Source organism: Nocardia sp. CNS-044, from assembly GCF_059570515.1.
In genome coordinates this window covers 913,601-934,380 of sequence record NZ_JCANSX010000005.1, presented here as the reverse complement: position 1 = coordinate 934,380, position 20,780 = coordinate 913,601, and the positions used below count along the sequence as shown (strand labels likewise).

Genomic DNA, 20,780 nt, shown 5'->3' with positions numbered 1-20,780 from the left:
CGCGCCTGGTCCGTCTAGTCCCACACAGTTTCCGCACGCCCCACACAGCCGGTGCCTATGTAGACCGTGCGAAAGGTGTGTGGCGCAAGCCGTTCGCCCTCGGCACGCTGGGGAGCGCGGGTGTGCGTCACAGGTCGGCGAGGCCTACCGCGGTGCGGAGGCGCCTCAGGGCTTCCGACCTCGGCAAGGTCGCGGTGCGGTGGTAGGCGGCCTTGTAGGTTTCGGCGCCGAGGCGGTCGGTGAGGGTGGTTACCAACGCGGTGAGGCGGGGTTCGCCCGCGTCGAAGTCGCCGCGGATGGCTTCGCTGAGGCCGAGGGCTTCGGCGGCGGATTCAGGGGCGTCCTCGAGGGTGCGCAGTTCGGCGAGGAGTTCGGCGACGTGGGCGGTGTTCGCGGCGTCTCCCAGCGAGAACAGGCCCGCGGCGGCGCGCGGGAGGTGGGCGCGGGCCTCGGCCGGTGCGCCGTCGGCGAGGCGGTTGGCCAGGCGGGCGGCGGCGATGAGATCGGCGGCCATGCTCTCCGGGAGGCCGAGGCGGTCCGCGATCGAGTCGAGTTCGTCGATGGTCTGGTCGGCGGCAGGCACGTCGCCCGCGCGGCGGTGCCATTCGGCGAGCTCGAAGAGAGTCTCGGCGGCGCTGCGGCGGTGGCCGCGGGCGGTCGCCTGTCGACGCATGGCCTCGATGTCGCGAAGCGCGCCGACGAGATCGCCAGCACGCATGCGTTCGACGGTGAGCCGGGCGCGGCAGTGGAACAGGTCGTCCTGGCCGCCCAGCTCGCTGCTGACCGCGACGCCGCGTTCGAATACGGCGATGGCGCGGTCGTGTTCGCCGCGCAGCGAGTGATCGCGGCCGACGGTGAGTAGCGCCATGCCGAGACCCCAGCGGTCGCCGACCTCCTCGAAACCGTGCAACGCCGCGGCACGGGCCTCGGCGCCCGCGGCACGGTCGCCCCGTTCCGTCCACACGTAATCCCGCGCCCAGTGCGCGCTGGCCCGGACCCAGGGATCCGGGTTCGTCTGCGCCTGATCGAGGACGCGGTCGCCGAGTTCGTCGGCCCCCACCGAGACGGCGAGCAGCGGAATCCACAGCATCAGCGTGGGGTGGAAGTCGAGTGCGTCGGCGGCCGCGCAGTCCTCGATGAGCGTCCGCACCGGAACGTCTTCCGCGATCGGCGCGCCCGCGAGCAACTGCACGAGTCGCAGCGCGGACCGTTCGCGGGCGGGCAGGGCGGCGTCCAGGCGCAGCACGGCGGCGAGGAAGGTGTCGAACTGGGTGCCCATGCCGCGGATGCCCCAGTACCAGAACAGCGCGCCGACGAAGCGTGCGGCGCGCACGGCGTCGCCCGCGTCGAGTGTCGAACGTAGTGCGGTTACGAAGTTTTCGTGTTCGGCGTCGAAGACACCGATGGCGCGCAGTTGTTCTCGCGTGCGCAGCAGTGGTTCGTTGTGTTCGGCCAGCGCCAGGTAGTGCTCGGCGAAGCGGTCGGCCAAATCGTCGCCGGATTCCGCCAGCCTGTCGGCCGCGTAGGCGCGGATCGTCGCCAGCATGCTGTAGCGCTCGTCGGTAACCGTGACGACGGACTTCTCCACAAGCGCGTCCGCCACGTACAGCACGTCCGCGGCGGGCAGTGCCGCGTCGGCGCAGATAACCTCCAGCGCGTCGAGTGTCGCGCCGCCGGGGAACAGCGAAAGCCTGCGGGCCAGTACGCTTTCCGGTTCGGTGAGCAGGTCCCAGCTCCACGCCACCAGGGCCAGCAGCGTGCGCTGGCGCGGCAGTGCGGTTCGGCTGCCGGAGGTCAGCAGACGGAAGCGGTCGTCGAGTCGGCGCGCGATCTGCTCGACGCTCATCGAACGCAGCTTGGCGGCGGCCAATTCGAGCGCGAGCGGCAGGCCGTCGAGCTGTCGGCAGATGTCCACGACCGGGCCGACGGTCTCGGCGTCGAGGACGAAATCGGGGCGTGCCGCGACCGCGCGATCCAAGAAGAGCCGTACGGCGGGAGCATCGACCGCATCGGTGAATTCGGCTGCCTCCCCGGGCAATTCGAGCGGGCCGAGCTGGTACAGGGTCTCCCCGGCGATGGCGAGGGGCTCCCTGCTGGTCGCGAGAATCCGCAGCTGCGGCAGTCTTTCGAGTAGACCGTCGGCCAGTTCGGCGGCGGATTCGATCAGGTGCTCACAGTTGTCGAGCACGAGGACGACGGGGCCGACGTCGAGCAGTTCGGCGATGCGGTCGTGGCCGGTGAGCGGCTGGCGAGTGTCGGAGACGCTCATGTCCCAGGAGGCCAGCGCGCCGAGCACGGTGTCGGTGAGCTGTTCCGCGGTGCTCACCCCGGCCAGCGGCACGAACCAGACTCTGCCGCGTTCGTAAGCCCGATGGCGGGTGACGGTTTCGACCGCCAGCCGGGACTTGCCGGCACCTCCCGGACCGACCAGCGTGACCAGACGACCTGCGGCGAGCAGCTCCGAGACGCGGGCCAGCTCGCGGTCGCGACCGACGAAGTTGGTGAGCGGCAGCGGAATTCGGCTCGCGGAAGGCTCCTGGCGCGGGGCGGGTCTATCCAGTTCACCGCGCAGCAGTGCCAGGTGGATATCCCGGAGTTCGGCGGAGGGGTCGACGCCCAGTTCGTCGCCGAGGCGCTCGCGGATCTGTTCGTAGACGGCGAGCGCGTCGGATTGGCGACCAGCGGCGGACAAGGCGCGCATGCGTAGACCGGCGAGCCGCTCGGCGAGCGGGCGTTCGGCGGCGGCGGTTTCCAGATCGGCGAGCACCTCGGCATGCCTGCCGAGCCGCAGCTCGACATCGTAATTGTCCTCGGCGACAGCGGCTTTCAGTTCCTCCAGCCGCGCGACCGAGAGATCGGCGAACGGGGCGTCCCGCACGTCGGCGAGTGCGGGGCCACGCCACAGCGCGAGGGCGTCCGCGAGGGTGGCCGCCGCCGCCTCGACCTTGCCCGCGGCCAGTTCGCGGCGTCCTTCGGCGGCCGCTGCTTCGAAGCGGTGGGTGTCCACGTCCTCGGGTCGCACCGAGAGCCGGTAGCCGCCGGGGCCGAGTTCGAGGGTGCCCGCGCCGCGTATCACCTTGCGCAGGCGGGAGACCAGCGCCTGCAATGCTCCGGCCGCTTCGGCGGGCGGCTGCTCGCCCCACAGTCCGTCGACGAGCGCGTCGACCGAGACCGGGCGGCCTGCCTCCAATGCGAGCCTGGCCAGGAGCATTCGGAGCCGGACACCGCCGAGATCGAGAGGGGCGCCGTCGTCGGTGTAGGCGGCGACCGGGCCGAGTAGAGCAACACGCACTGGTTCAGCCTGTCAGAAGGGGTGGGAGTCGCGTGCGTGGGGAGCTGAGTCCGTCCAGGTTCGGTTGGGGCGTGCGGGATGGATGTCGACCGCGGCGCCTTCCCGGGGTGGTGCACGGTGGCGGTGCGCGCGGAGTGGGGCTGCTTCGAACGCGAAGAACCCGGTTTCGCGGTGCGAAACCGGGTTTCGGGCTCGGAGGTGTCAGGCGGCGAGCAGGGCGATGAAGACCAGGATCGAGCCGCCGAAGACGATCGCGTGGCGGGAGTTCTGCAGGTAGGGCATGACCCAGCGGGGGAAGGCGCCCTCGGCCGCGGCCAGGAAGCGGCCGGCGTCGATGCGAGCGAGCTCGGGGTCGCCGGTCTTGGCGAAGGCCGCCTCGACACCCTTGGCGGCGGACAGGTTGCTGTAGAGGATGACGATGTTGACGAGCACGACCAGCACCTGACCGATCCAGGTCAGCGTCTGACCCCACGGGTTGCCCGCCAGGTTGAGGACGGCCAGGCCGGTCATGGCCAGGGCGATGGACAGCGGCGCCCAGGTCTCGTGGCCGCCCGCGTCGAACCGCATGCCGTGCTCGGCGAGCACACCGGGCCGGACGCCCTGGCGGTTCAGTTCCGCCTCGGCGGCGGCCTTGGCCGCGGCGCCGTAGCGGTGGCGAACCAGCGGGATGCTCACGAAGGCGAGGGCGATGAGCAGCTGGGCGATGGCGGCGACGGTCATGGTCTTCTCCGAATCCTTGGTCTGGCGGGGCCGGTGTGGCCCGCTCTCGATGAACCAAAGATGTCCGGCCGCGCTGACAGGCCGGTCGCAGTGCGCTGACAGCGCCTGTCAGTGCAGGTAGAAGCATCATTCGACGGTATCGACACCCCAATGGAGGCTCAGTGATGGCAGCCGCCTTCAGTCTGTCCCGGCGGGTTTCGTATGCTCGGACTCACCCGCCGCCGAACGAATGGTGACCAACGATGATCGACTTCTCGATTCCCGCCGAACTCGCCGCCGAACGCGACCGCGTCCGCCAGTTCGTCATCGACAAAATCGTTCCGTTCGAGCGCGACCCGCGCCTGACCGCGCACGGTCCGACCGACGAACTGCGCCAGGAACTGGTGGAACTCGCGCGCGCCGAGAAGCTGCTGACGGTGCAGGCGCCCGAGGCGCTCGGCGGGCGCGGGCTCAGCCACGTCGAGCAGGCCGTCATCTACGAGGCGGCGGGATGGTCCACCCTCGGCCCGATCGCGATGAACTGCGCGGCGCCCGACGAGGGCAACATGTTCCTGCTGTCCAAGGTCGCGAACCAGGAGCAGACCGACCGCTACCTGATGCCGGTGATCAACGGACACCAGCGCTCGGTCTTCGCGATGACCGAACCCGACGGCGCGGGCTCGGACCCGGCGCAGCTGGCCACCGAGGCGGTCTTCGACGGCGAGAACTTCACCGTCAATGGACGCAAATGGCTGATCACCGGCGCGAACGGCGCCAAGACCTGGATCATCATGGCCCGCCTCGCCGCCAACCCGCACCTGCCCGAGGGACCGACCCTGTTCCTGACCGACGGCGACCAGCCGGGCATCGTCATCGAGCGAACCATGAACACGATGGACCGCAACTACGTCGCCGGGCACGGCGTCGTCCGCTTCGACAACCTGGTGCTGCCGAAGTCGGCGCTGCTCGGGGAGGCCGGGCAGGCGCTGCGCTACGCCCAGCTGCGGCTGGCCCCGGCCCGGCTCACGCACTGCATGCGCTGGCTCGGCGCGGCCGAACGGGCCCAGAGCATCGCGGTGCAGCACGCCAAGACCCGCACCGCGTTCGGCAAGCCGATCGGCGAACACGAGGGCGTGTCGTTCATGTTGGCGGACAACGAGATCGCGCTGCACCAGTGCCGACTGACCATCTGGCACGCCTGCTGGCTGATGGACCAGGGCGAGAAGGCGAGGCACGAGAGCTCGATCGCCAAGTCCTACGTCTCCGAGGAGCTGTTCAAGGTCGCCGACCGCTGCGTGCAGGTGCTCGGCGGGATCGGCATCAGCGACGAGACGGTAGTCGAGATGATCTTCCGCGACATGCGCGCCTTCCGCCTCTACGACGGCCCCACCGAGGTCCACAAGTACGCCATCGGACGCAAGATTCTGCGCTGAGCCACTACGATCCTGTGGCATGAGTTCGGAACTGCTCGTCGATGTCTCCGCGGGCATCGCCGTGCTCACGCTCAACCGGCCCGCCCAGCAGAACGCGTTCACCCCGGCTATGGCCGCGGAACTCGGCGCAGCGCTGCAACGCTGTGACAGCGAGGACGCCATCCGCGCGGTGGTGATCACCGGGACGCCGCCCGCGTTCTGCGCGGGCGCGGATCTGTCCAGCCGGGTGGGCGAGGTCAGCGCCACCATCGAGCCCGCCCCGTGGCGGGTGCGCAAACCGGTGATCGCCGCGGTCAACGGGCACGCGGTCGGCATGGGGCTGGCGCTGGCCCTGCAATGCGACCTGCGGTACATGGCGCGCGACGCGGTCTACGGACTGACCCAGGTGCGCCGCGGCGTGCTCGCCGACGGCTACGCGCACTGGACGCTGCCCCGGCTGGTCGGCATGGCCAACGCCGCCGACATCATGCTCACCGGCCGCACCTTCGACGGCGAGGAGGCCAAGGCGATGGGCCTGGCCAACGCCTGCCTCGCGGGCGGCGAAGTGCTGCCGACCGCGCTCTCGGTGGCGCACGATCTGGTCAACGGCTCCGCGCCGCTACCGGTGGCGCTGTCCAAGCGACTGCTCTGGGAGGGCCTCGGCATGAGCCCGTCCATGGTTGGTCAGCTGGAGTCCGAACTCAACGCCCACGTCGCCAAGAGCGTCGACGGCGGCGAGGCGATGGCGGCGTTCCGTGACCGCAGGCAGCCCAACTGGACCGGCAGCATCAGCTCCGAATGGCCCGCGTGGGACAACAAGGCCGACGCCGACCGACCGGTGCTCGACTGAATCGCGACCTCTTACGCGTTGCCGCCCAGCACGATGAGCAGAAAGAGGATCGCCATCAGAACCATGAGGACGGTTCCGATGACACCGAGGATGTAGCCGACCAGTACCTGTGCTCGGCCGCCGAGGGCGCCGCCGGAGTCCTCGATCTGGTCGAGGGCGCGCTTGCCCAACGCCCACGCCACCGGGCCGAGCGCTCCGCAGCAGAAGATGCTCGCCGCGCCGAGAAACAACACGGCCGTGGCATTCGGATGCTCGACCGTCGCACCGATGGGCTGGTTGGGTATCACCACCAGCCGAATTCTACGGGGCTACCGGGGAACTCCGCGTATTTTGCGGATCGCGCGTGACTCGGGGCGTTTCGTGTCGGCCGGGAAACGCCGTTCACCTGCGCCGTCGCCGAAACGGTTGGCGCGTACGAACATTCGGCCCGGCGGTCGAATCCGTCAGACCCGGCGCTGACGGGCGATCTCGGCGAGCACCACGCCCGCCGCCACCGACGCGTTCAGCGACTCCACCGGACCGGCCATCGGGATGCTGAGGATGCTGTCGCAATTCTCCCGGACCAGGCGCGAGAGACCCTTGCCCTCCGAGCCGACCACGATGACCGTCGGTGCGGTGCCGTCGAACTCGTCCAGCGTGGTGTCGCCGTCCATGTCCAGGCCGACGATCTGGAAGCCCTGGTTGGCCCAATCCTTCAGCGTGCGAGTCAGGTTCGTGGCGCGCGCGACCGGAAGCCGGGCCGCGGCGCCCGCGCTGGTCCGCCACGCGACGGCGGTGACGCTCGCGCTGCGCCGTTGCGGGATGAGCACGCCGTGGCCGCCGAACGCCGCGACGGAGCGGATCACCGCGCCGAGGTTGCGCGGATCGGAGATGTTGTCCAGCGCGACGAGCAGCGCGGGTTCGGCCGTACCGCGCAGCCGGTCGAGCAGATCGTCCGGGTGGGCGTAGCGGTACGGCGGCACCTGGAGCGCGAGACCCTGGTGCAGACCGTTGTTGCTCATCCGGTCCAGATCGGTGCGCGGCACCTCGAGGATGGAGATGCCCGCGTCGGCCGCGGTCTGCACGCTCTCGGTGAGCCGGTCGTCGTTCTCGGTGCCGACCGCGACGTAGAGCGCGGTGGCCGGGACGCCAGCGCGCAGACACTCGACGACCGGGTTGCGGCCGAGCACCAACTCGGGACCGTCCTCGGTCTTGCGACCCGCGGGGCGGCCACCGGCGGCGCGGCCGGTCGGACGACCCTTCGCCTCCGCCTTGGCCTTGGCCGCGGCGCGCTTGGCCGCGGGGTGCTTGGTCCGCATCTCGGCGGGCGGCGTCGCGCCACGCCCCTCGAGTGCGCGCCTGCGCTTGCCGCCGGAACCGACGACCGCGCCCTTCTTGCTACCCGTCTTGCGCACAGCGCCGCGACGCTGCGAATTCCCTGCCATCAGTTCGCCTTTCCGCGCGCGGCGCCCAGCGACCACTCGGGTCCTCGGGCGGTGTCGGTCACCTCGATGCCCGCGGCGGCCAAACGGTCGCGCACGGCGTCTGCGGTGCCCCAGTCCTTGTCGGCGCGGGCCTGCTGGCGGCGGTCGAGTTCGGCGCGCACCAGCACGTCGAGCGCATCCTGCGCCGCGGAGGTGTCCTCCGGCGCGTACCACTTCGGGTCGTACGGGCAGACGCCGAGGATGTTCAGCATGGCCCGCACCTGCCCGGCCAGCTCCCGCGCGGTGTCCACCGCGCCCGATTCCAGCGCCTTGTTGCCTTCGTGCACCACGCGGTGCACCTCGGCGAGCGCGCGCGGCACGGCCAGGTTGTCGTCCATCGCCTCGGCGAACGCGTCGGTCCACTTGCCGACCGGGATCTCACCGGCCCGCTCGGCGACCCGGTGGATGAACGCCTCGATCCGCTGATAGGAGGCCGCGGCGTCGTAGAGCGCCTTGTCCGAGTACTCCAGCATCGATCCGTAGTGCGCGCTGCCGAGATAGAACCGAAGCTCCACGGCGCGAACCTTTTTCAGCACGTTGGGCACCGACAGCACGTTGCCGAGCGACTTGGACATCTTCTCGCCGCCCATGGTCACCCAGCCGTTGTGCAGCCAGTACTGCGCGAACCCGTCGCCGGCGGCCTTGGACTGGGCGATCTCGTTCTCGTGGTGCGGAAACACCAGATCCATACCGCCGCAATGGATATCGAATTCCGCACCCAGATAGAACTCGGCCATCGCGGAGCATTCCAAATGCCAGCCGGGGCGGCCGGGACCCCACGGCGACGGCCAGTTCGGCTCGCCGGGCTTGGCCGCCTTCCACAGCGTGAAATCGCGCGGGTCGCGCTTGCCCTCGCCCGCGCTCTCGCCCTGGTGCACGTCGTCGAGCTTGTGGCCGGACAGGTTTCCGTAATCCGGGTAGCTCTGCACGTCGAAGTAGACGTTGCCCTCGGAGGCGTAGGCGTGCCCGCGGTCGATGAGCCGCCGCATCAGATCGACCATCTGGGTGATGTGGCCGGTGGCCCGCGGCTCCGCGGAAGGCGGCTGCACACCGAGCGCTTCGTAGGCGCGGTCGAAGGCCCGCTCGTAGGTGGCCGCCCACTCCCACCACGGGCGGCCCGCCTCGGCGGCCTTGTTCAGAATCTTGTCGTCGATGTCGGTGACGTTGCGGATGAAGTGCACGTCGTAGTCGTGCGCCTGCAACCAGCGGCGCAGCACGTCGAACGCGACGCCGCTGCGGACGTGACCGATGTGGGGTTCCCCCTGGACGGTGGCGCCACAGAGGTACACCGAAGCGCGGCCGGGAACCAGCGGCGCGAAATCGCGCATGGTTCGGCGTTCGGTGTCAAAGAGGCGCAGTGTCACGGCAGTCGATCCTAGTCGGCGCCGTCGAGGGACTTCCGTCCAGGCTCACACACGACCGGCGGGAACTCTGAGGTTGGTCCGGCCGGTCGGAGCAGGGCGTTCGCGCCTCGGCTCGACCGAGGGGCGCCCGGGTGCTATGTGCGGGCTTGCAGCAACGCGGTGGCGATCGACGCGACACCCTCCCCGCGACCCGTGAGACCCAGTCCGTCGGTGGTGGTTCCGGACACCGAGACCGGCGCTCCGAGCAGCTCGCCGAGCACCTTCTGCGCCTCCGCGCGGCGCGGCCCGATCTTGGGTCGATTGCCGATGACCTGCACCGCGGCGTTGACGATGTCGAATCCGGCCTCGTCGAGCAACCGGCGGACCTCGGTCAGCATCGCGGCGCCCGAGACGTCCTTCCACTCGGGGCGGCCGGTGCCGAACACCGCGCCGACATCGCCGAGCCCGGCCGCCGACAGCAGTGCGTCGCACAGTGCGTGCGCGGCCACGTCGCCGTCGGAATGGCCGGAGCAGCCGTCGTCACCGTCGAAGAGCAGTCCCGCCATCCAGCACGGACGACCGGGTTCGATGGGATGCACGTCGCTGCCGATACCAACTCGCATGGTCACGACGTTCTCATACGCTCCGCGCCGCGTTGCACACCGTCTCGGCGAGCATCAGGTCCAGCGGAGTGGTGATCTTGAAGGCCATCGGGTCGCCGGGAATGGTGTGCACATCGGCGCCGAGCCGCTCGACGAGTCCGGCGTCGTCGGTGGCGAGCACGTTCGTCTCGTAGGCGGCGCGCAGGAGATCGGCCGCGAAGCCTTGCGGTGTCTGGATCGCGCGAAGCGCCGCGCGGTCGGGGGTGCCGGTCACCACGCCGTGCGCGTCGACGGACTTGACGGTGTCGACCACCGGGAGGGCGGGAACCACCGCGCGATGACCCGCCCGCAACTCGGCCGCGACCCGGGCGATCAACGCGGGCGGGGTGAGCGCGCGGGCGGCGTCGTGCACCAGGTAATAGCCCGCGTCCGGCGCGGCGGCGATACCCGCCCGCACCGAATCGGTGCGTTCGGCGCCGCCGACGACCACGCGCACCGCGTCCGAGGGCGGCAGCAGGGCGACTGCGCTCTCGACCAGTTCGACGGGGACCATCACGATGATGCGGTCGACCGCCCCGGAGGCCAGCAGGCCGTCCACGGCCAGCCGGACCATGGGTGTGCCGCCGACCGCGACGAACGCCTTGGGCGTGTTCTCACCCAAACGGACGCCGCGACCGGCGGCAGGAACCAAGGCAACGACAGGACTGTCGCTGTCAGAGTTGTTCACGGTCAGGAAGCCGCTGCGAGGACCTCGTCGAGCAGCGTCTCGGCCTTGCCGTCGTCGGTACCCTCGGCGAGTGCGAGTTCACCGACCAGGATCTGGCGAGCCTTGGCCAGCATGCGCTTCTCACCGGCGGACAGCCCACGATCCTGCTCCCGACGCCACAGGTCGCGGACGACCTCGGCAACCTTGTTCACATCGCCGGAGGCGAGCTTCTCCAGGTTGGCCTTGTAGCGGCGAGACCAGTTGGTCGGCTCCTCGGTGTGCGGCGCGCGCAGCACCTGAAAGACCCGGTCGAGACCCTCCTGGCCCACGACGTCGCGCACGCCGACGTATTCGGCGTTTTCCGCGGGTACGCGAACGGTCAGATCGCCTTGGGCGACCTTCAGGACCAGATACTCTTTTTGCTCACCCTTGATGGTGCGAGTCTCGATTGCTTCGATCAGCGCCGCTCCGTGGTGGGGGTAAACGACGGTGTCTCCGACCTTAAAAATCATGTGTCCCGTGCCCCTTTCGATGTTCACAGTTTAACATGCGACTCGGTAACGGCGCGATCAACTGTGCAGGTCAGGGCCACAACGAGCGGACCGAGGGGGTTGACAGAACCCGGACGGTGTGCATTACGTTGTGCCAGAACGAGTTATCCGACGGCGCCACCTCGCCCGTGTCCCGCGAGGTACCGCGGCACTCGGCCCGCAACCGCACCCCCGGGCCACCGAACCGTTATGCAACGGTTGCCGACCGACAGCGGTGTCGCGGGGCGGACACCCCGGCCCGACCGACGGGTCCCCGGTGTCGACTACTACGCTGCCTAGTTACTACTCTCCGTAGCGGAGTGATCCCGGTCGACATGGAGGACAACCCGTGACTGCCCTGAATGCTGTGACCGCCTCGTCGGGGGCGCGGAAGCCACGTCTCATGGTGACTGTTGCCGCACTCGCCGCGGGCGCCGCGCTCGCGCTGTCCGGCTGCAGCGCGGGGCAGGTCTCCCAGACCGCGAACCAGGCTCCGGCCATCAACGGCAACAACGCCGAGGTCGAGGACATCTCGCTGCGCAACGTGCACATCGTGTACCCGTCCGAGGGCTACACCAATGTGCAGGGCGGCAAGGCGCTGATCGCGCTGTCCATCGTGAACAACAGCGAGACCGTCACCGACGAGCTCACCAGCGTCACCACCGACCTCGGCCAGGTGAAGATCACCCCGCCGTCCGGCGCGTCCTCGGTGAAGCTCGCGCCGCAGCAGACCGTCGTCGCGGCGGGCAAGCAGGGCGGCGGCTCGACCGACTCGCACGGCGGCGACAGCCACGGCGACGACAGCCACGGCTCGCAGCCGACCAAGCAGCAGACCGCCGACCCGGAGGCAAAGCCGGCCACCCTCGAGATCACCGGCCTCACCAAGGACATCACCCCCGGCCTGACCTACACCGTCTCGTTCAACTTCAAGGAGAACGGCACCGTGCAGGTCCAGGTGCCGGTCGACGCGGGCACCGAGGCCGAGCGCCACGAGTCCGATCTGTCGGGCCCGGCCGCCGGTGGCGGTCACGGCGGCGGCCACTGAGCCCGAGTCCGTCGCGGACCGAGAACGAAGGCTGTCGCACTCGGTGCGGCAGCCTTTTCCATATGCGGGGTTCTGTCGGGCCCGGTACGTAAGGTGCGCCTGTGGCAAAGAACAAGCCGATCTTCCGGTGCTCCGCCTGCTCGCACGAGGTCGCGAAGTGGGTGGGCAAGTGCCCGGACTGCGGGGCGTGGGGCACGGTCGACGAGGTGGCCGTCTCGGCCGTGTCGGCCGCCGCGCCGGGTAGGCGCGCGATGCTGCCGAGCACCGCGGCGGCCCCGATCTCCACGATCGATTCGCAGGTCACCAAGGCCAGGCCGACCGGTGTCGGCGAGCTGGACCGGGTGCTGGGCGGCGGCGTGGTCGCGGGCTCGGTGGTGCTGCTCTCCGGTGAGCCGGGCGTTGGCAAGTCGACGCTGCTGCTCGAGGTCGCGCACCGGTGGGCCAAGCAGCGCGACGAGAAAGCGCTCTATGTGACCGCCGAGGAGTCGGCGGGTCAGGTCCGGCTGCGCGCGGACCGCACCGGCGCGGTGCACGAGCGGGTGTACCTGGCGGCGGAGTCGGATCTGTCGATCGTGCTCGGGCACGTCGAGCAGGTGCGGCCGACGCTGCTCGTCGTCGACTCGGTGCAGACCATGCTCGCGCCGGACGTGGACGGCGTGATCGGCGGCGTCACCCAAGTCCGCGCGGTGACGGCGGCGCTCACCTCGCTGGCCAAGGCGAGCGGGATCGCCGTGCTGCTGGTCGGCCATGTCACCAAGGACGGCAACGTGGCGGGGCCGCGCACCCTCGAACACTTGGTGGACGTGGTGCTGCAGTTCGAGGGCGACAAGAACTCCACGCTGCGCATGGTGCGCGGCATCAAGAACCGGTTCGGCAGTGCCGACGAGGTGGGCTGTTTCGAGCTGCACGAGGAAGGCATCGCGGGCGTCGACGACCCGTCCGGGCTGTTCCTGCACCACCGCACCGATTCGGTGCCCGGCACCGCGGTCACCGTCGCGATGGACGGCAAACGGCCGCTGGTCGGCGAGGTGCAGGGCCTGACGGTGAAGACCGAGATCCCCGCGCCGCGCCGCGCGGTCAGCGGGCTCGACTACAACCGGGTCGCCATGGTGCTCGCGGTGTTGCAGAGCCGCGGCCGCGTCTTCCTCGGCAAGCACGACGTCTACGCGGCGACGGTCGGCGGCATGCGCCTCGTCGAACCCGCGGCGGACCTGGCCATCGCGCTCGCCATCGCCAGCGCCGAATCCGATACCGCGCTGCCGCCGGGCTGGGTGATCCTCGGCGAGGTCGGCCTCGCGGGCGAAGTGCGGAAGGTGACCGGCGTGGCACGTAGGCTGGCCGAAGCGCAGCGGCTCGGCTTCACCACCGCGCTGGTGCCGCCGGGGCTGGATCGAGTGAAGGGCGGGGGCATGAAGATTCACGAGGTGACCGACGTCGGTTCCGCGCTGCGGATCAGCGGCCTGCGCGCGCGGCGGGCGGCGCGGAGCGAGGCGGCCGAGTGATACCCGGGCGGTGGGCGGCGTATCTGCTAGGCAGACCGGCCCCCGTCGCGCCGAGTACGCCCGCCCCGTCGACGACCGCGCGGAACAGGCTGCCCGAGATCGTCACCCGGCTGGCTCCCGGCACGCCGCTACGAGACGGGCTGGAACGCATCCAGCGCGGTCGCACCGGCGGCCTGATCGTGCTCGGCTACGACGCGGACGTCGAGCGGATCTGCGACGGTGGATTCGAGCTGGACGTCGAATTCGCGCCGACCCGGCTGCGCGAGCTGTCGAAGATGGACGGCGCGGTGGTGCTCTCCACCGACGGTGCCCGCATCCTGCGCGCCAACGTGCACCTGGTGCCCGATCCGAACCTGCCCAGCGCGGAATCCGGCACCAGGCATCGCGCCGCCGAACGGACCGCCGCCCAGACCGGCTACCCGGTGATCGCGGTGAGCAAGTCGATGCGCACGATGACGCTGTACATCGATGAGGTCCGCCACCTGGTCGAGCCGTCGGCCACCATACTGGCCAGGGCGAACCAAGCGCTGGGCACGTTGGAACGCTACAAGGCGCGGCTGGATCAGGTGTGCGAGCAGTTGTCGGAGAGCGAGCTCGAGGACGTCGTCACCCTGCGTGACGCTTTATCGGCGGCCCAGCGCCTGGAACTGGTGCGGCGTCTGGCCAAGGAGATCGAGCAGAGCGTGCTGGAACTCGGCGCCGACGGTCGCCAGCTCGCGCTGCAACTGGAGGATCTGGTCGGCGACAGCGCCTGGCTGCGCGAGTTGCTCGTCCGCGACTACCTCGCCTGCGAGCCGGCGGGGGCGGGTGTACCTGCTGATGGTGTGGTTCTCCGCACGAGTACCCCGCAACGGGAGAACACGGCCTGCTCGTGCGCCGACCGCCGACATGTGAATGGGTCAGAGGCGGCGGGGGCGGGTGTGGCTGATCATGGGGTGGTTCTCCGCGCGGGTAACAGGCAACGGGAGAACACGGCCTGCTCGTGCGCCGGCCGCCGACATGTGGATGGTTCAGAGGTCGAGCGCGCGATGGCGGGGCTGGACCTGCTCACCGATGCCGAACTGCTCGACCTCACCAATCTGGCCGCGCCACTCGGCTATCCGGGCACCATCGAGGCGCTGGACCTGCCGATGCGCCCGCGCGGCTACCGGGTGCTCACCCGGATACCCCGGCTGCGCTTCACCCACATCGAATCGCTGGTCGACTCGTTCGGCTCGCTACAAGGACTGCTGGTCGCGACAACGAGCGAGCTACAGGCCGTCGACGGGATCGGCGTGCCGACGGCGCGGCAGATTCGCGACGGGCTGACCCGCCTCGCCGAAGCGGGCGCGGACAACCCGTTCGAACGGGATCGATGAAGCGGCGGCTCAGGCGATGTTGAACGGCTCGGCCGCGCTGCGCACCGAACCGAGTTGCGCGACAACCGAATACGCGCCGGGCGGGACCGGGACGCGCTCGCCCGCGCAATTCGGCTGAGATGTCGAGCCGGACCAGGTGACCTGGAAAGCGGCCTGCTCACCGCGATTCAGATTGCGCACATCGGGCTGACCGTCCGGATAGCAGTCGGTGCTCGACCACAGCTTGCGGGTGCCGTCGAGGGTGTAGACCGAGATCTGCTGCAATCCGGAGCCGACGTCGCGGGCGCAGGTCACCGAGGAGATGTTGGTGATCACGATGCCGAACACCGGCTGCTCGCCCGCCTTGTAGGTGGGTTGCTCGACGGTCACCTTCACCGCCAGCGACTGATCGGGGCACTGCCCGGACGCCACCGGAGCCGGACTTGCCGCCGGGGTCACCGACGGTTTGGGTGCGTCCGCGCTGGCGGATGACTTCGGCGTGTCGCCCGACTTCTTCACCGACGAGGTCGAACTCGACGCGGCCACCTTGGCGTCACCGGGCGAGCCGCCACCGCGCACGACCATCACCACGAGCCAAATCACCAGCGCGAGCGCCAAGACCAGGATTCCGATGGCGAAAACGCGACGACGCCAGTAGATCTCCGGAGGCAGCGGTCCAGTCGGTTCCAGCACGATTCAAACTTACGGGCAGCACCGGGCGCGGTGTCTCAGGACCTCGGCGTGTCGAACTGGACGACGCCATGGTGCCGGGTGCGTCGCACCCGGCACGCTGGGGAAACTCCGCTCCGAGAACGGGTCAGGCGACCTCGCCGATGTTGCCGATGGCACTGTGCAGTTTCATCTGACCCTCGGCCAGCTTGTAGGTGACGCACGCGATGGCGAGTTCGCCTGCCTTCACCCGCTCGGCGATGATCGACGAACGCTCCATGAGCAGTTTGCTGGTCTCGACCACGTGCCTGGCCTCGAGCTCGTCCACGTCGGACAGGCCCTCCCTGCGGCCGATCAGGATGGACGGCGACACCTTCTCCACCACGCTGCGGATGAATCCGCCGGGCACCTCGCCGCCGTCGAGCGCGTCGACGGTGGCCTTCACCGCGCCGCAGCTGTCGTGTCCGAGCACCACGATCAGCGGCACGTTCAGCACGTGCACGCCGTATTCGATCGAACCGAGCACCGAGCTGTCCACCACGTGGCCCGCGGTGCGCACGACGAACATGTCGCCGAGACCCTGATCGAAGATCAACTCCGCGGCCACGCGCGAGTCGCCGCAGCCGAAGAGGATGGCCGAAGGATGCTGACCGCCGACGAGCTTCGCCCGGTCGGCGGCGCCCTGATTAGGATGCATGAGGGTGCCGTTGACGAAACGCTCGTTGCCTTGGCGGAGAGATTTCCACGCGCTGATCGGGTTGGAATCAGACATACCGACCATTGTGCACAAGGCATTCGCTACCAGCGAGTCAGGTTCGTTACGTGTCGGCAAATATCGACTGGCCGCCGGGTGGCGGGGACGGTGAGGGTAATGCGTAGCGGGACAGGTCGGATCACACCGGCCCTGCCACAGATCGGTGATCGCGGCATCGACGCCGATGTGTTGCTGGACTGGTACGCCGAGACCGCCCGCGACCTGCCGTGGCGGCACCCCGGCGTGACCGCGTGGCAGATCCTGATGAGCGAGATCATGCTCCAGCAGACCCCTGTCGTTCGGGTGCAGCCTGTCTGGCTGGAGTGGGTGGCGCGCTGGCCGGTGCCCTCGGCGATGGCCGCGTCCTCCCAGGCCGAGGTGCTGCGCGCGTGGGGCAAACTCGGCTATCCGCGGCGCGCGCTGCGGCTGCACGAGTGCGCGCGGGTGCTCGCCGAGGAGCACGGCGACGAGGTCCCCACCGACGTGGACGTGCTGCTCGGGCTGCCCGGCATCGGCGCTTACACCGCGCGTGCGGTCGCCTGCTTCGCCTACGGCCAACGCGTGCCGGTGGTGGACACCAACGTGCGCCGGGTCGTCGCGCGCGCCGTGCACGGTCGCGCCGAAGCGGGCAATCCGGCCGCGCGCGACCTCGCCGAGACCGAGGCGCTACTGCCCGCGAAGATCGACCGCGCGGCGCGGTTTTCCGCCGCGCTGATGGAGCTCGGCGCGACGGTCTGCACCGCGCGCACGCCCGACTGCGCGCGCTGCCCGCTGCCGGCTTGCGCCTGGGTGACCGCGGGTCGTCCGGTGTCGGAGGTGGTGCGCCGCACCCAGAAGTACGAGGGCACCGACCGCCAGGCCCGCGGCCGCCTGCTCGACGTGCTGCGCGCCGCGACCGGGCCGGTGGAGCGGGTGCGCCTGGACCTGGCCTGGACCCGAGATCCCGGCCAGCGCGATCGGGCGCTGGACTCGCTGCTGGTCGACGGGCTGATCGAGCAGACGGCGGATGGATTGTTCGCCCTCGCGGGTGAGGGCGATCGCTGACAGCCGGATGAAGGGGCCTTCGGTCGATCAGGCGAGGACCCGGTGCAGAAATCGTTCCACTTCGGCGCGATAGCGCTCGGGCTGATCGTCGTGCACCAGATGTCCCGCGTCCGGGATCAGCACGTACTCCGCATTCGCGTTGGTCTCGGCCATTTCCCGCATCTGCCCGGCCGGGGTGATGGTGTGCTCGCCCTCGATGAGCAGCACCGGGACGCGCACCGCCCGCCACTGCTCCCAGAAATGGCGGGTGCCCCACTCCTCGGAGATGTCGCGGAAGGTCGCGACCGAGCCGTGCAGCCGATAGCCGTCCGGGCCGTGCTCGAAGGAGTTCAGGAAGTAGCGACCCGCGACGGGGCCGAAGTACTCGAGCACCGAGTCGGCGTCGGGGAACGGCTGCGGCCACGACTCGATCATGGCCGCCCAGTCCGCGGCGGTGCGTCCGGTGAAGTCGGGGGCGATGTCCTCCACCACCAGCGCGCGCACCCGCTCCGGATACTGCGCGGCGAAGACCCAGCCGTGCAGCGCCCCCATGGAATGGCCGATCACGACCATCGGCTCGGTGAGGTGCGCGGTGGCCTCGGCGAGATCGGCGACGAAGGCCTCGGTGGTCAACTCCGGCGGGGCCGGGCGGCCGTGGCCCGCGGCGTCGTAGGTGTAGACGTGCCCGTGCGCCCGCAGCCAGTCCAGCTGGTCGCCCCAGGTGCGCGCGCTGCCCATCAAACCGTGCAGCAGCAGGATCGGCACGCCTGCTCCGCCTTCGTCGTACCACATCGGGACGATTGTGCCCCCGGGCTCGTCCGGGCGCGCGCCCGCCCGCGCGCGGGCGACGTATTGTCGAGTTCATGGCTGTCGTGAAGATCAACGCGATCGAGGTCCCCGAAGGCGCAGGGCCCGAGCTGGAGAAGCGGTTCGCGCACCGCGCGCACGCGGTGGAGAACTCGCCCGGCTTCCTCGGCTTCCAGCTGCTGCGTCCGGTCGCGGGCGAGAACCGCTACTTCGTGGTGACCCAATGGGATTCCGAGGAATCCTTCGCCGCTTGGCGGGACGGTCCCGCCCGTGCCGCGCACGCCGGCAGCGGGGACAAGAAGCCGGTCTCGACCGGGGCGTCGCTGCTCGAATTCGAGGTCGTGCTCGACGTCGCGGCCAAGCCCGCGTCCTAGCATCCGGCGGGTAACGACTCGCCCACACCGTGGTCAACAGGTGTCGACCGTGTTGACGACGGGCGCGCCGTGGTGTCACAGTTCGAGGTGACCAAGCGAGGGTGATGCGGTAATTCCGGTGTGATTCCGGAGCGGTCGCGCCACTGTGTTCCAAGCATCGAGTCCGATCTCCGCCGAGCAGGCGGGGGCCAGGCGAGGTGCCGGAAAGCCAGACACCGGCACCCTCCGCACCACCCATCTCACGGGACGCGACAACGCCCTGCCGGGACCGAGAATCCGGTCGGGACGTATCCCTAGGAGGACTCGAATGGCCATCGCGCATTCACCGAGCCAGGCGACCGATTCCCTGGCGACCGTGCTCGTCACGGTAGGTGTCGTTCTTCTCGCACTGCTCACGCTGTACCTGGTCGGCTTCGATCAGGGCGCCATCTCGCGCAGCGGGATGTTCATGCACGAGCTCATGCATGACGGACGTCATCTGCTGGGTGTTCCGTGCCACTGAACCCACCCACGACGACTCCGGTCCCCCTGGCCGGAACCTTGAAAACCCTGCTGCTGCGCGGCCTGCTCGCCGGTTTGATCGCCGGTCTGCTGGCCGCCACGGTGGGCTATTTCGTCGGCGAACCGAAGGTCGACGCGGCGATCGCCATCGAAGAGGCGAACGCGGCCACCGAAGAGTCGCACCACACGCCGGAGGAACCCGCCACGGGTCATTCCCACGGCGACGAGGAAGAGCCGCTGGTCAGCAGGCCCGGACAGAAGTTCGGGCAGTTCCTGGCTCTCGGCCTCAGCGGTCTCGCCTTCGGCGCGATCTTCGCCTCGGTCGCGCATTTCGCGCGGCGTCACACCGCACTGTCCGGTCCCAAGCTGGCGATCGGGCTCGGTGTCGCAGGGTGGGCCGCGATAGTCGCGGTGCCGTTCTTCAAGTACCCGGCGAACCCACCAGCGGTGGGTGATCCGGAGACCATCAACGATCGCACCCTGCTCTGGGTGGCCTCGGTGCTGCTCGGCCTCGCGGCCGTCGGCGCGGGGGTGTACGTGTACAAACTGCTGCGCGGGCAGCTGGACACCGTCCGGCTGATCGCTGGCGTCGCGGTGTTCGTGCTGATCACCACGCTGGGCTACGTCCTGCTGCCCGGCGTCGACGAGGTGTCCGCCGACTTCCCGCCGAGCCTGCTGTGGCAGTTCCGTGTCGCGTCGCTCGCCGTCTCCGCCACGCTGTGGGCGGCGCTCGGTCTCGGCTTCGCGGCGCTCACCGAGTTCGCGGGACGTAACACCCAGGCGCGGAGCGAGGTCGCTACCGCGGGGTGACTCGCGTTCGAAAGATCAGGGGCAGTGTCGGTCTCATGACCGGCACTGCCCCTTTTCGGTCGAGCGGTCAGGCCAGCGCGGCGTCCAGGCTGATGGTGTCGACACCGGCCAGCGCCTTGGAGACCGGGCAGCCGGCCTTGGCGGCCTCGGCGGCGGCGAGGAAGCCGTCGGCGTCCATCCCGGACACCCGGCCGCGGACGGTCAGTGCGATCGCAGTGATGCGGAAGCCGCCCGCCGGGTCCGGGCCGAGGGTGACGTCGGCGGTGACGTCCAGGCTCTCGGGTGTGGCGCCCGCGTTGCCGATCTGCGCCGAGAGCGCCATGGCGTAGCAGGAGGAGTGCGCGGCCGCGATCAGTTCCTCGGGGCTGGTGGTGCCGTCGGCTTCCTCCGCGGAACGCTTGGGGAACGACACGTCGTACTTGCCGACGCCCGAACTGGTCAGCTCGACCTGGCCGGAGCCGTCCTGCAGACCTCCGGTCCAAGCGGTGCGCGCGGTACGTGTTGGCATCATTGTCCTTTCACGAAGTGAGCCGAACTCGTGCAGGCTAGAACCTACCCGCACAGCCGAACCGTGCGCACCGCTTCCGCGGGCGAGCCGTCAGCTCGCCGCGCCGAGCTTCCCGTCGAGCTGCTCGAGTATCCGGGGCCACGCCGCACGGTGCCGGTCTCTGGCCGCCTCGCTCGCGAACCCCGAGTGCCGCAGGCGAAGCCGGATGCCGCGCGGCTGCTTGACGAACTGCACGCTCACCACCGTCTCGGCGCCCTCGGTGCCGCTCTCGCCGGTGACCCAGGTGAGCTCGACGAGGCGCTCCGGCTCCAGCCGCAGAAACCGGCCGTAGTGCGGGTTGCGCTTGCCCTCGAACTCGGTCTCGAAGAAGAACGGCTCGTTCACCGCAGGCTTCATCCGCACCGAATCCGGGGCGGCTAACCAGATGTCGAACCCCTGTGTCCATGCGGCGTAGAGCAAGCTGGGCGGTGCTTTCATCACCCGCTCCACGGTGAGGTCGTAGGGCCGTGCGGACAGATCCGGGAGACGAACTGACTGGTCGACCATCACCGGA

At 69.7% G+C, this 20,780-nt stretch carries 22 protein-coding genes; 9 read left to right on the top strand and 13 right to left on the bottom strand.

Annotation, left to right across the window (positions count from 1 at the left end; all coding sequences use genetic code 11):
* Positions 1-127 precede the first annotated feature (127 nt).
* Both T333_RS05250 and T333_RS05245 read right to left on the bottom strand, forming a co-directional pair.
* Positions 128-3,292, bottom strand: a complete 3,165-nt coding sequence (locus T333_RS05250) for an AfsR/SARP family transcriptional regulator (protein WP_496423794.1) — start codon at positions 3,290-3,292, stop codon at positions 128-130.
* Between the two features lie 201 nt (positions 3,293-3,493).
* Complete coding sequence (locus tag T333_RS05245; protein WP_496423793.1) at positions 3,494-4,012, bottom strand: hypothetical protein; 519 nt, start codon at positions 4,010-4,012, stop codon at positions 3,494-3,496.
* A 242-nt stretch (positions 4,013-4,254) separates the two neighbouring features.
* Here T333_RS05245 and T333_RS05240 point away from each other — a divergent pair, with 242 nt between their 5' ends.
* Together T333_RS05240 and T333_RS05235 are read left to right on the top strand one after the other, a co-directional pair.
* Positions 4,255-5,424 (top strand): acyl-CoA dehydrogenase family protein, encoded by a 1,170-nt coding sequence (locus T333_RS05240; protein ID WP_141807664.1) that lies wholly within the window; start codon positions 4,255-4,257, stop codon positions 5,422-5,424.
* Between the two features lie 19 nt (positions 5,425-5,443).
* On the top strand, positions 5,444-6,253 hold the full coding sequence (locus T333_RS05235; protein WP_355000444.1) for an enoyl-CoA hydratase/isomerase family protein: 810 nt from the start codon (positions 5,444-5,446) through the stop codon (positions 6,251-6,253).
* An 11-nt stretch (positions 6,254-6,264) separates the two neighbouring features.
* On the opposite strand, the gene T333_RS05230 is transcribed toward T333_RS05235, so the two are convergent.
* The 6 genes from T333_RS05230 to carD all read right to left on the bottom strand — a co-directional run bounded on the left by T333_RS05230 (position 6,265) and on the right by carD (position 10,879).
* Entirely contained in the window at positions 6,265-6,543 is a 279-nt protein-coding gene (locus T333_RS05230; RefSeq protein WP_067790064.1) for a DUF4190 domain-containing protein, read from the bottom strand.
* Between the two features lie 153 nt (positions 6,544-6,696).
* Complete coding sequence (rlmB, locus tag T333_RS05225) at positions 6,697-7,677, bottom strand: 23S rRNA (guanosine(2251)-2'-O)-methyltransferase RlmB (RefSeq protein ID WP_355000445.1); 981 nt, start codon at positions 7,675-7,677, stop codon at positions 6,697-6,699.
* Positions 7,677-9,080, bottom strand: a complete 1,404-nt coding sequence (cysS, locus tag T333_RS05220; RefSeq protein ID WP_355000446.1) for a cysteine--tRNA ligase — start codon at positions 9,078-9,080, stop codon at positions 7,677-7,679. The genes rlmB and cysS overlap by 1 nt, the downstream gene beginning before the upstream one ends.
* 134 nt (positions 9,081-9,214) lie before the next feature.
* Positions 9,215-9,682, bottom strand: a complete 468-nt coding sequence (gene ispF / locus T333_RS05215; protein ID WP_355000564.1) for a 2-C-methyl-D-erythritol 2,4-cyclodiphosphate synthase — start codon at positions 9,680-9,682, stop codon at positions 9,215-9,217.
* Between the two features lie 13 nt (positions 9,683-9,695).
* Positions 9,696-10,388: a 2-C-methyl-D-erythritol 4-phosphate cytidylyltransferase gene (gene ispD, locus T333_RS05210; RefSeq protein ID WP_496423792.1), complete on the bottom strand. Its 693-nt coding sequence runs from the start codon at positions 10,386-10,388 to the stop codon at positions 9,696-9,698.
* Positions 10,389-10,390: 2 nt separating this feature from the next.
* On the bottom strand, positions 10,391-10,879 hold the full coding sequence (carD, locus tag T333_RS05205) for an RNA polymerase-binding transcription factor CarD (protein WP_011206964.1): 489 nt from the start codon (positions 10,877-10,879) through the stop codon (positions 10,391-10,393).
* A gap of 421 nt (positions 10,880-11,300) precedes the next feature.
* Here carD and T333_RS05200 point away from each other — a divergent pair, with 421 nt between their 5' ends.
* The 3 genes from T333_RS05200 to disA all read left to right on the top strand — a co-directional run bounded on the left by T333_RS05200 (position 11,301) and on the right by disA (position 14,802).
* Positions 11,301-11,942, top strand: coding sequence for a copper chaperone PCu(A)C domain-containing protein (locus T333_RS05200; RefSeq protein ID WP_496423791.1), 642 nt, complete (start codon positions 11,301-11,303; stop codon positions 11,940-11,942).
* A 101-nt stretch (positions 11,943-12,043) separates the two neighbouring features.
* Complete coding sequence (radA, locus tag T333_RS05195; RefSeq protein WP_355000449.1) at positions 12,044-13,444, top strand: DNA repair protein RadA; 1,401 nt, start codon at positions 12,044-12,046, stop codon at positions 13,442-13,444.
* An 89-nt stretch (positions 13,445-13,533) separates the two neighbouring features.
* Positions 13,534-14,802 (top strand): DNA integrity scanning diadenylate cyclase DisA, encoded by a 1,269-nt coding sequence (gene disA / locus T333_RS05190; RefSeq protein WP_496424147.1) that lies wholly within the window; start codon positions 13,534-13,536, stop codon positions 14,800-14,802.
* 9 nt (positions 14,803-14,811) lie between these two features.
* On the opposite strand, the gene T333_RS05185 is transcribed toward disA, so the two are convergent.
* Complete coding sequence (locus T333_RS05185; RefSeq protein ID WP_496423790.1) at positions 14,812-15,474, bottom strand: DUF7974 family protein; 663 nt, start codon at positions 15,472-15,474, stop codon at positions 14,812-14,814.
* 124 nt (positions 15,475-15,598) lie between these two features.
* Positions 15,599-16,222 carry a carbonic anhydrase gene (locus T333_RS05180; protein WP_355000451.1) on the bottom strand — a complete coding sequence of 208 codons (624 nt, stop codon included), beginning with the start codon at positions 16,220-16,222 and terminating at the stop codon, positions 15,599-15,601.
* Between the two features lie 99 nt (positions 16,223-16,321).
* On the opposite strand from T333_RS05180, the gene T333_RS05175 reads away from it, so the two are divergent.
* Positions 16,322-17,248, top strand: coding sequence for an HhH-GPD family protein (locus T333_RS05175; protein WP_355000452.1), 927 nt, complete (start codon positions 16,322-16,324; stop codon positions 17,246-17,248).
* Positions 17,249-17,275: 27 nt separating this feature from the next.
* On the opposite strand, the gene T333_RS05170 is transcribed toward T333_RS05175, so the two are convergent.
* Positions 17,276-18,019: an alpha/beta fold hydrolase gene (locus tag T333_RS05170; protein ID WP_355000453.1), complete on the bottom strand. Its 744-nt coding sequence runs from the start codon at positions 18,017-18,019 to the stop codon at positions 17,276-17,278.
* A gap of 71 nt (positions 18,020-18,090) precedes the next feature.
* On the opposite strand from T333_RS05170, the gene mhuD reads away from it, so the two are divergent.
* The 3 genes from mhuD to T333_RS05155 all read left to right on the top strand — a co-directional run bounded on the left by mhuD (position 18,091) and on the right by T333_RS05155 (position 19,719).
* Positions 18,091-18,408 (top strand): mycobilin-forming heme oxygenase MhuD, encoded by a 318-nt coding sequence (gene mhuD, locus T333_RS05165; protein ID WP_141807677.1) that lies wholly within the window; start codon positions 18,091-18,093, stop codon positions 18,406-18,408.
* Between the two features lie 307 nt (positions 18,409-18,715).
* The gene (locus T333_RS05160; protein ID WP_067790036.1) at positions 18,716-18,910 is read left to right on the top strand and encodes a CbtB domain-containing protein; all 195 of its coding nucleotides are present in this window, start codon (positions 18,716-18,718) and stop codon (positions 18,908-18,910) included.
* Positions 18,901-19,719: a CbtA family protein gene (locus T333_RS05155; RefSeq protein WP_357246554.1), complete on the top strand. Its 819-nt coding sequence runs from the start codon at positions 18,901-18,903 to the stop codon at positions 19,717-19,719. The genes T333_RS05160 and T333_RS05155 overlap by 10 nt, the downstream gene beginning before the upstream one ends.
* Before the next feature lie 67 nt (positions 19,720-19,786).
* Here T333_RS05155 and T333_RS05150 read toward each other — a convergent pair whose 3' ends face one another.
* Both T333_RS05150 and T333_RS05145 read right to left on the bottom strand, forming a co-directional pair.
* A complete protein-coding gene (locus tag T333_RS05150; protein WP_496423789.1) occupies positions 19,787-20,227 on the bottom strand; it encodes an OsmC family peroxiredoxin in 441 nt (146 codons plus the stop codon).
* A gap of 90 nt (positions 20,228-20,317) precedes the next feature.
* Entirely contained in the window at positions 20,318-20,773 is a 456-nt protein-coding gene (locus T333_RS05145) for an SRPBCC family protein (RefSeq protein WP_355000455.1), read from the bottom strand.
* Between the last annotated feature and the right edge of the window lie 7 nt (positions 20,774-20,780).

What these genes read in the sequence shown, in the direction of transcription:
- T333_RS05245 (WP_496423793.1), bottom strand. Translation starts at nt 4,012, where the DNA reads ATGACCGTCGCCGCCATCGCCCAGCTGCTCATCGCCCTCGCCTTCGTG.
- T333_RS05240 (WP_141807664.1), top strand. Translation starts at nt 4,255, where the DNA reads ATGATCGACTTCTCGATTCCCGCCGAACTCGCCGCCGAACGCGACCGC.
- T333_RS05235 (WP_355000444.1), top strand. Translation starts at nt 5,444, where the DNA reads ATGAGTTCGGAACTGCTCGTCGATGTCTCCGCGGGCATCGCCGTGCTC.
- rlmB (WP_355000445.1), bottom strand. Translation starts at nt 7,677, where the DNA reads ATGGCAGGGAATTCGCAGCGTCGCGGCGCTGTGCGCAAGACGGGTAGC.
- ispF (WP_355000564.1), bottom strand. Translation starts at nt 9,682, where the DNA reads ATGCGAGTTGGTATCGGCAGCGACGTGCATCCCATCGAACCCGGTCGT.
- carD (WP_011206964.1), bottom strand. Translation starts at nt 10,879, where the DNA reads ATGATTTTTAAGGTCGGAGACACCGTCGTTTACCCCCACCACGGAGCG.
- T333_RS05200 (WP_496423791.1), top strand. Translation starts at nt 11,301, where the DNA reads ATGGTGACTGTTGCCGCACTCGCCGCGGGCGCCGCGCTCGCGCTGTCC.
- T333_RS05180 (WP_355000451.1), bottom strand. Translation starts at nt 16,222, where the DNA reads ATGTCTGATTCCAACCCGATCAGCGCGTGGAAATCTCTCCGCCAAGGC.
- T333_RS05175 (WP_355000452.1), top strand. Translation starts at nt 16,322, where the DNA reads ATGCGTAGCGGGACAGGTCGGATCACACCGGCCCTGCCACAGATCGGT.
- T333_RS05170 (WP_355000453.1), bottom strand. Translation starts at nt 18,019, where the DNA reads ATGTGGTACGACGAAGGCGGAGCAGGCGTGCCGATCCTGCTGCTGCAC.
- mhuD (WP_141807677.1), top strand. Translation starts at nt 18,091, where the DNA reads ATGGCTGTCGTGAAGATCAACGCGATCGAGGTCCCCGAAGGCGCAGGG.
- T333_RS05160 (WP_067790036.1), top strand. Translation starts at nt 18,716, where the DNA reads ATGGCCATCGCGCATTCACCGAGCCAGGCGACCGATTCCCTGGCGACC.
- T333_RS05150 (WP_496423789.1), bottom strand. Translation starts at nt 20,227, where the DNA reads ATGCCAACACGTACCGCGCGCACCGCTTGGACCGGAGGTCTGCAGGAC.
- T333_RS05145 (WP_355000455.1), bottom strand. Translation starts at nt 20,773, where the DNA reads ATGGTCGACCAGTCAGTTCGTCTCCCGGATCTGTCCGCACGGCCCTAC.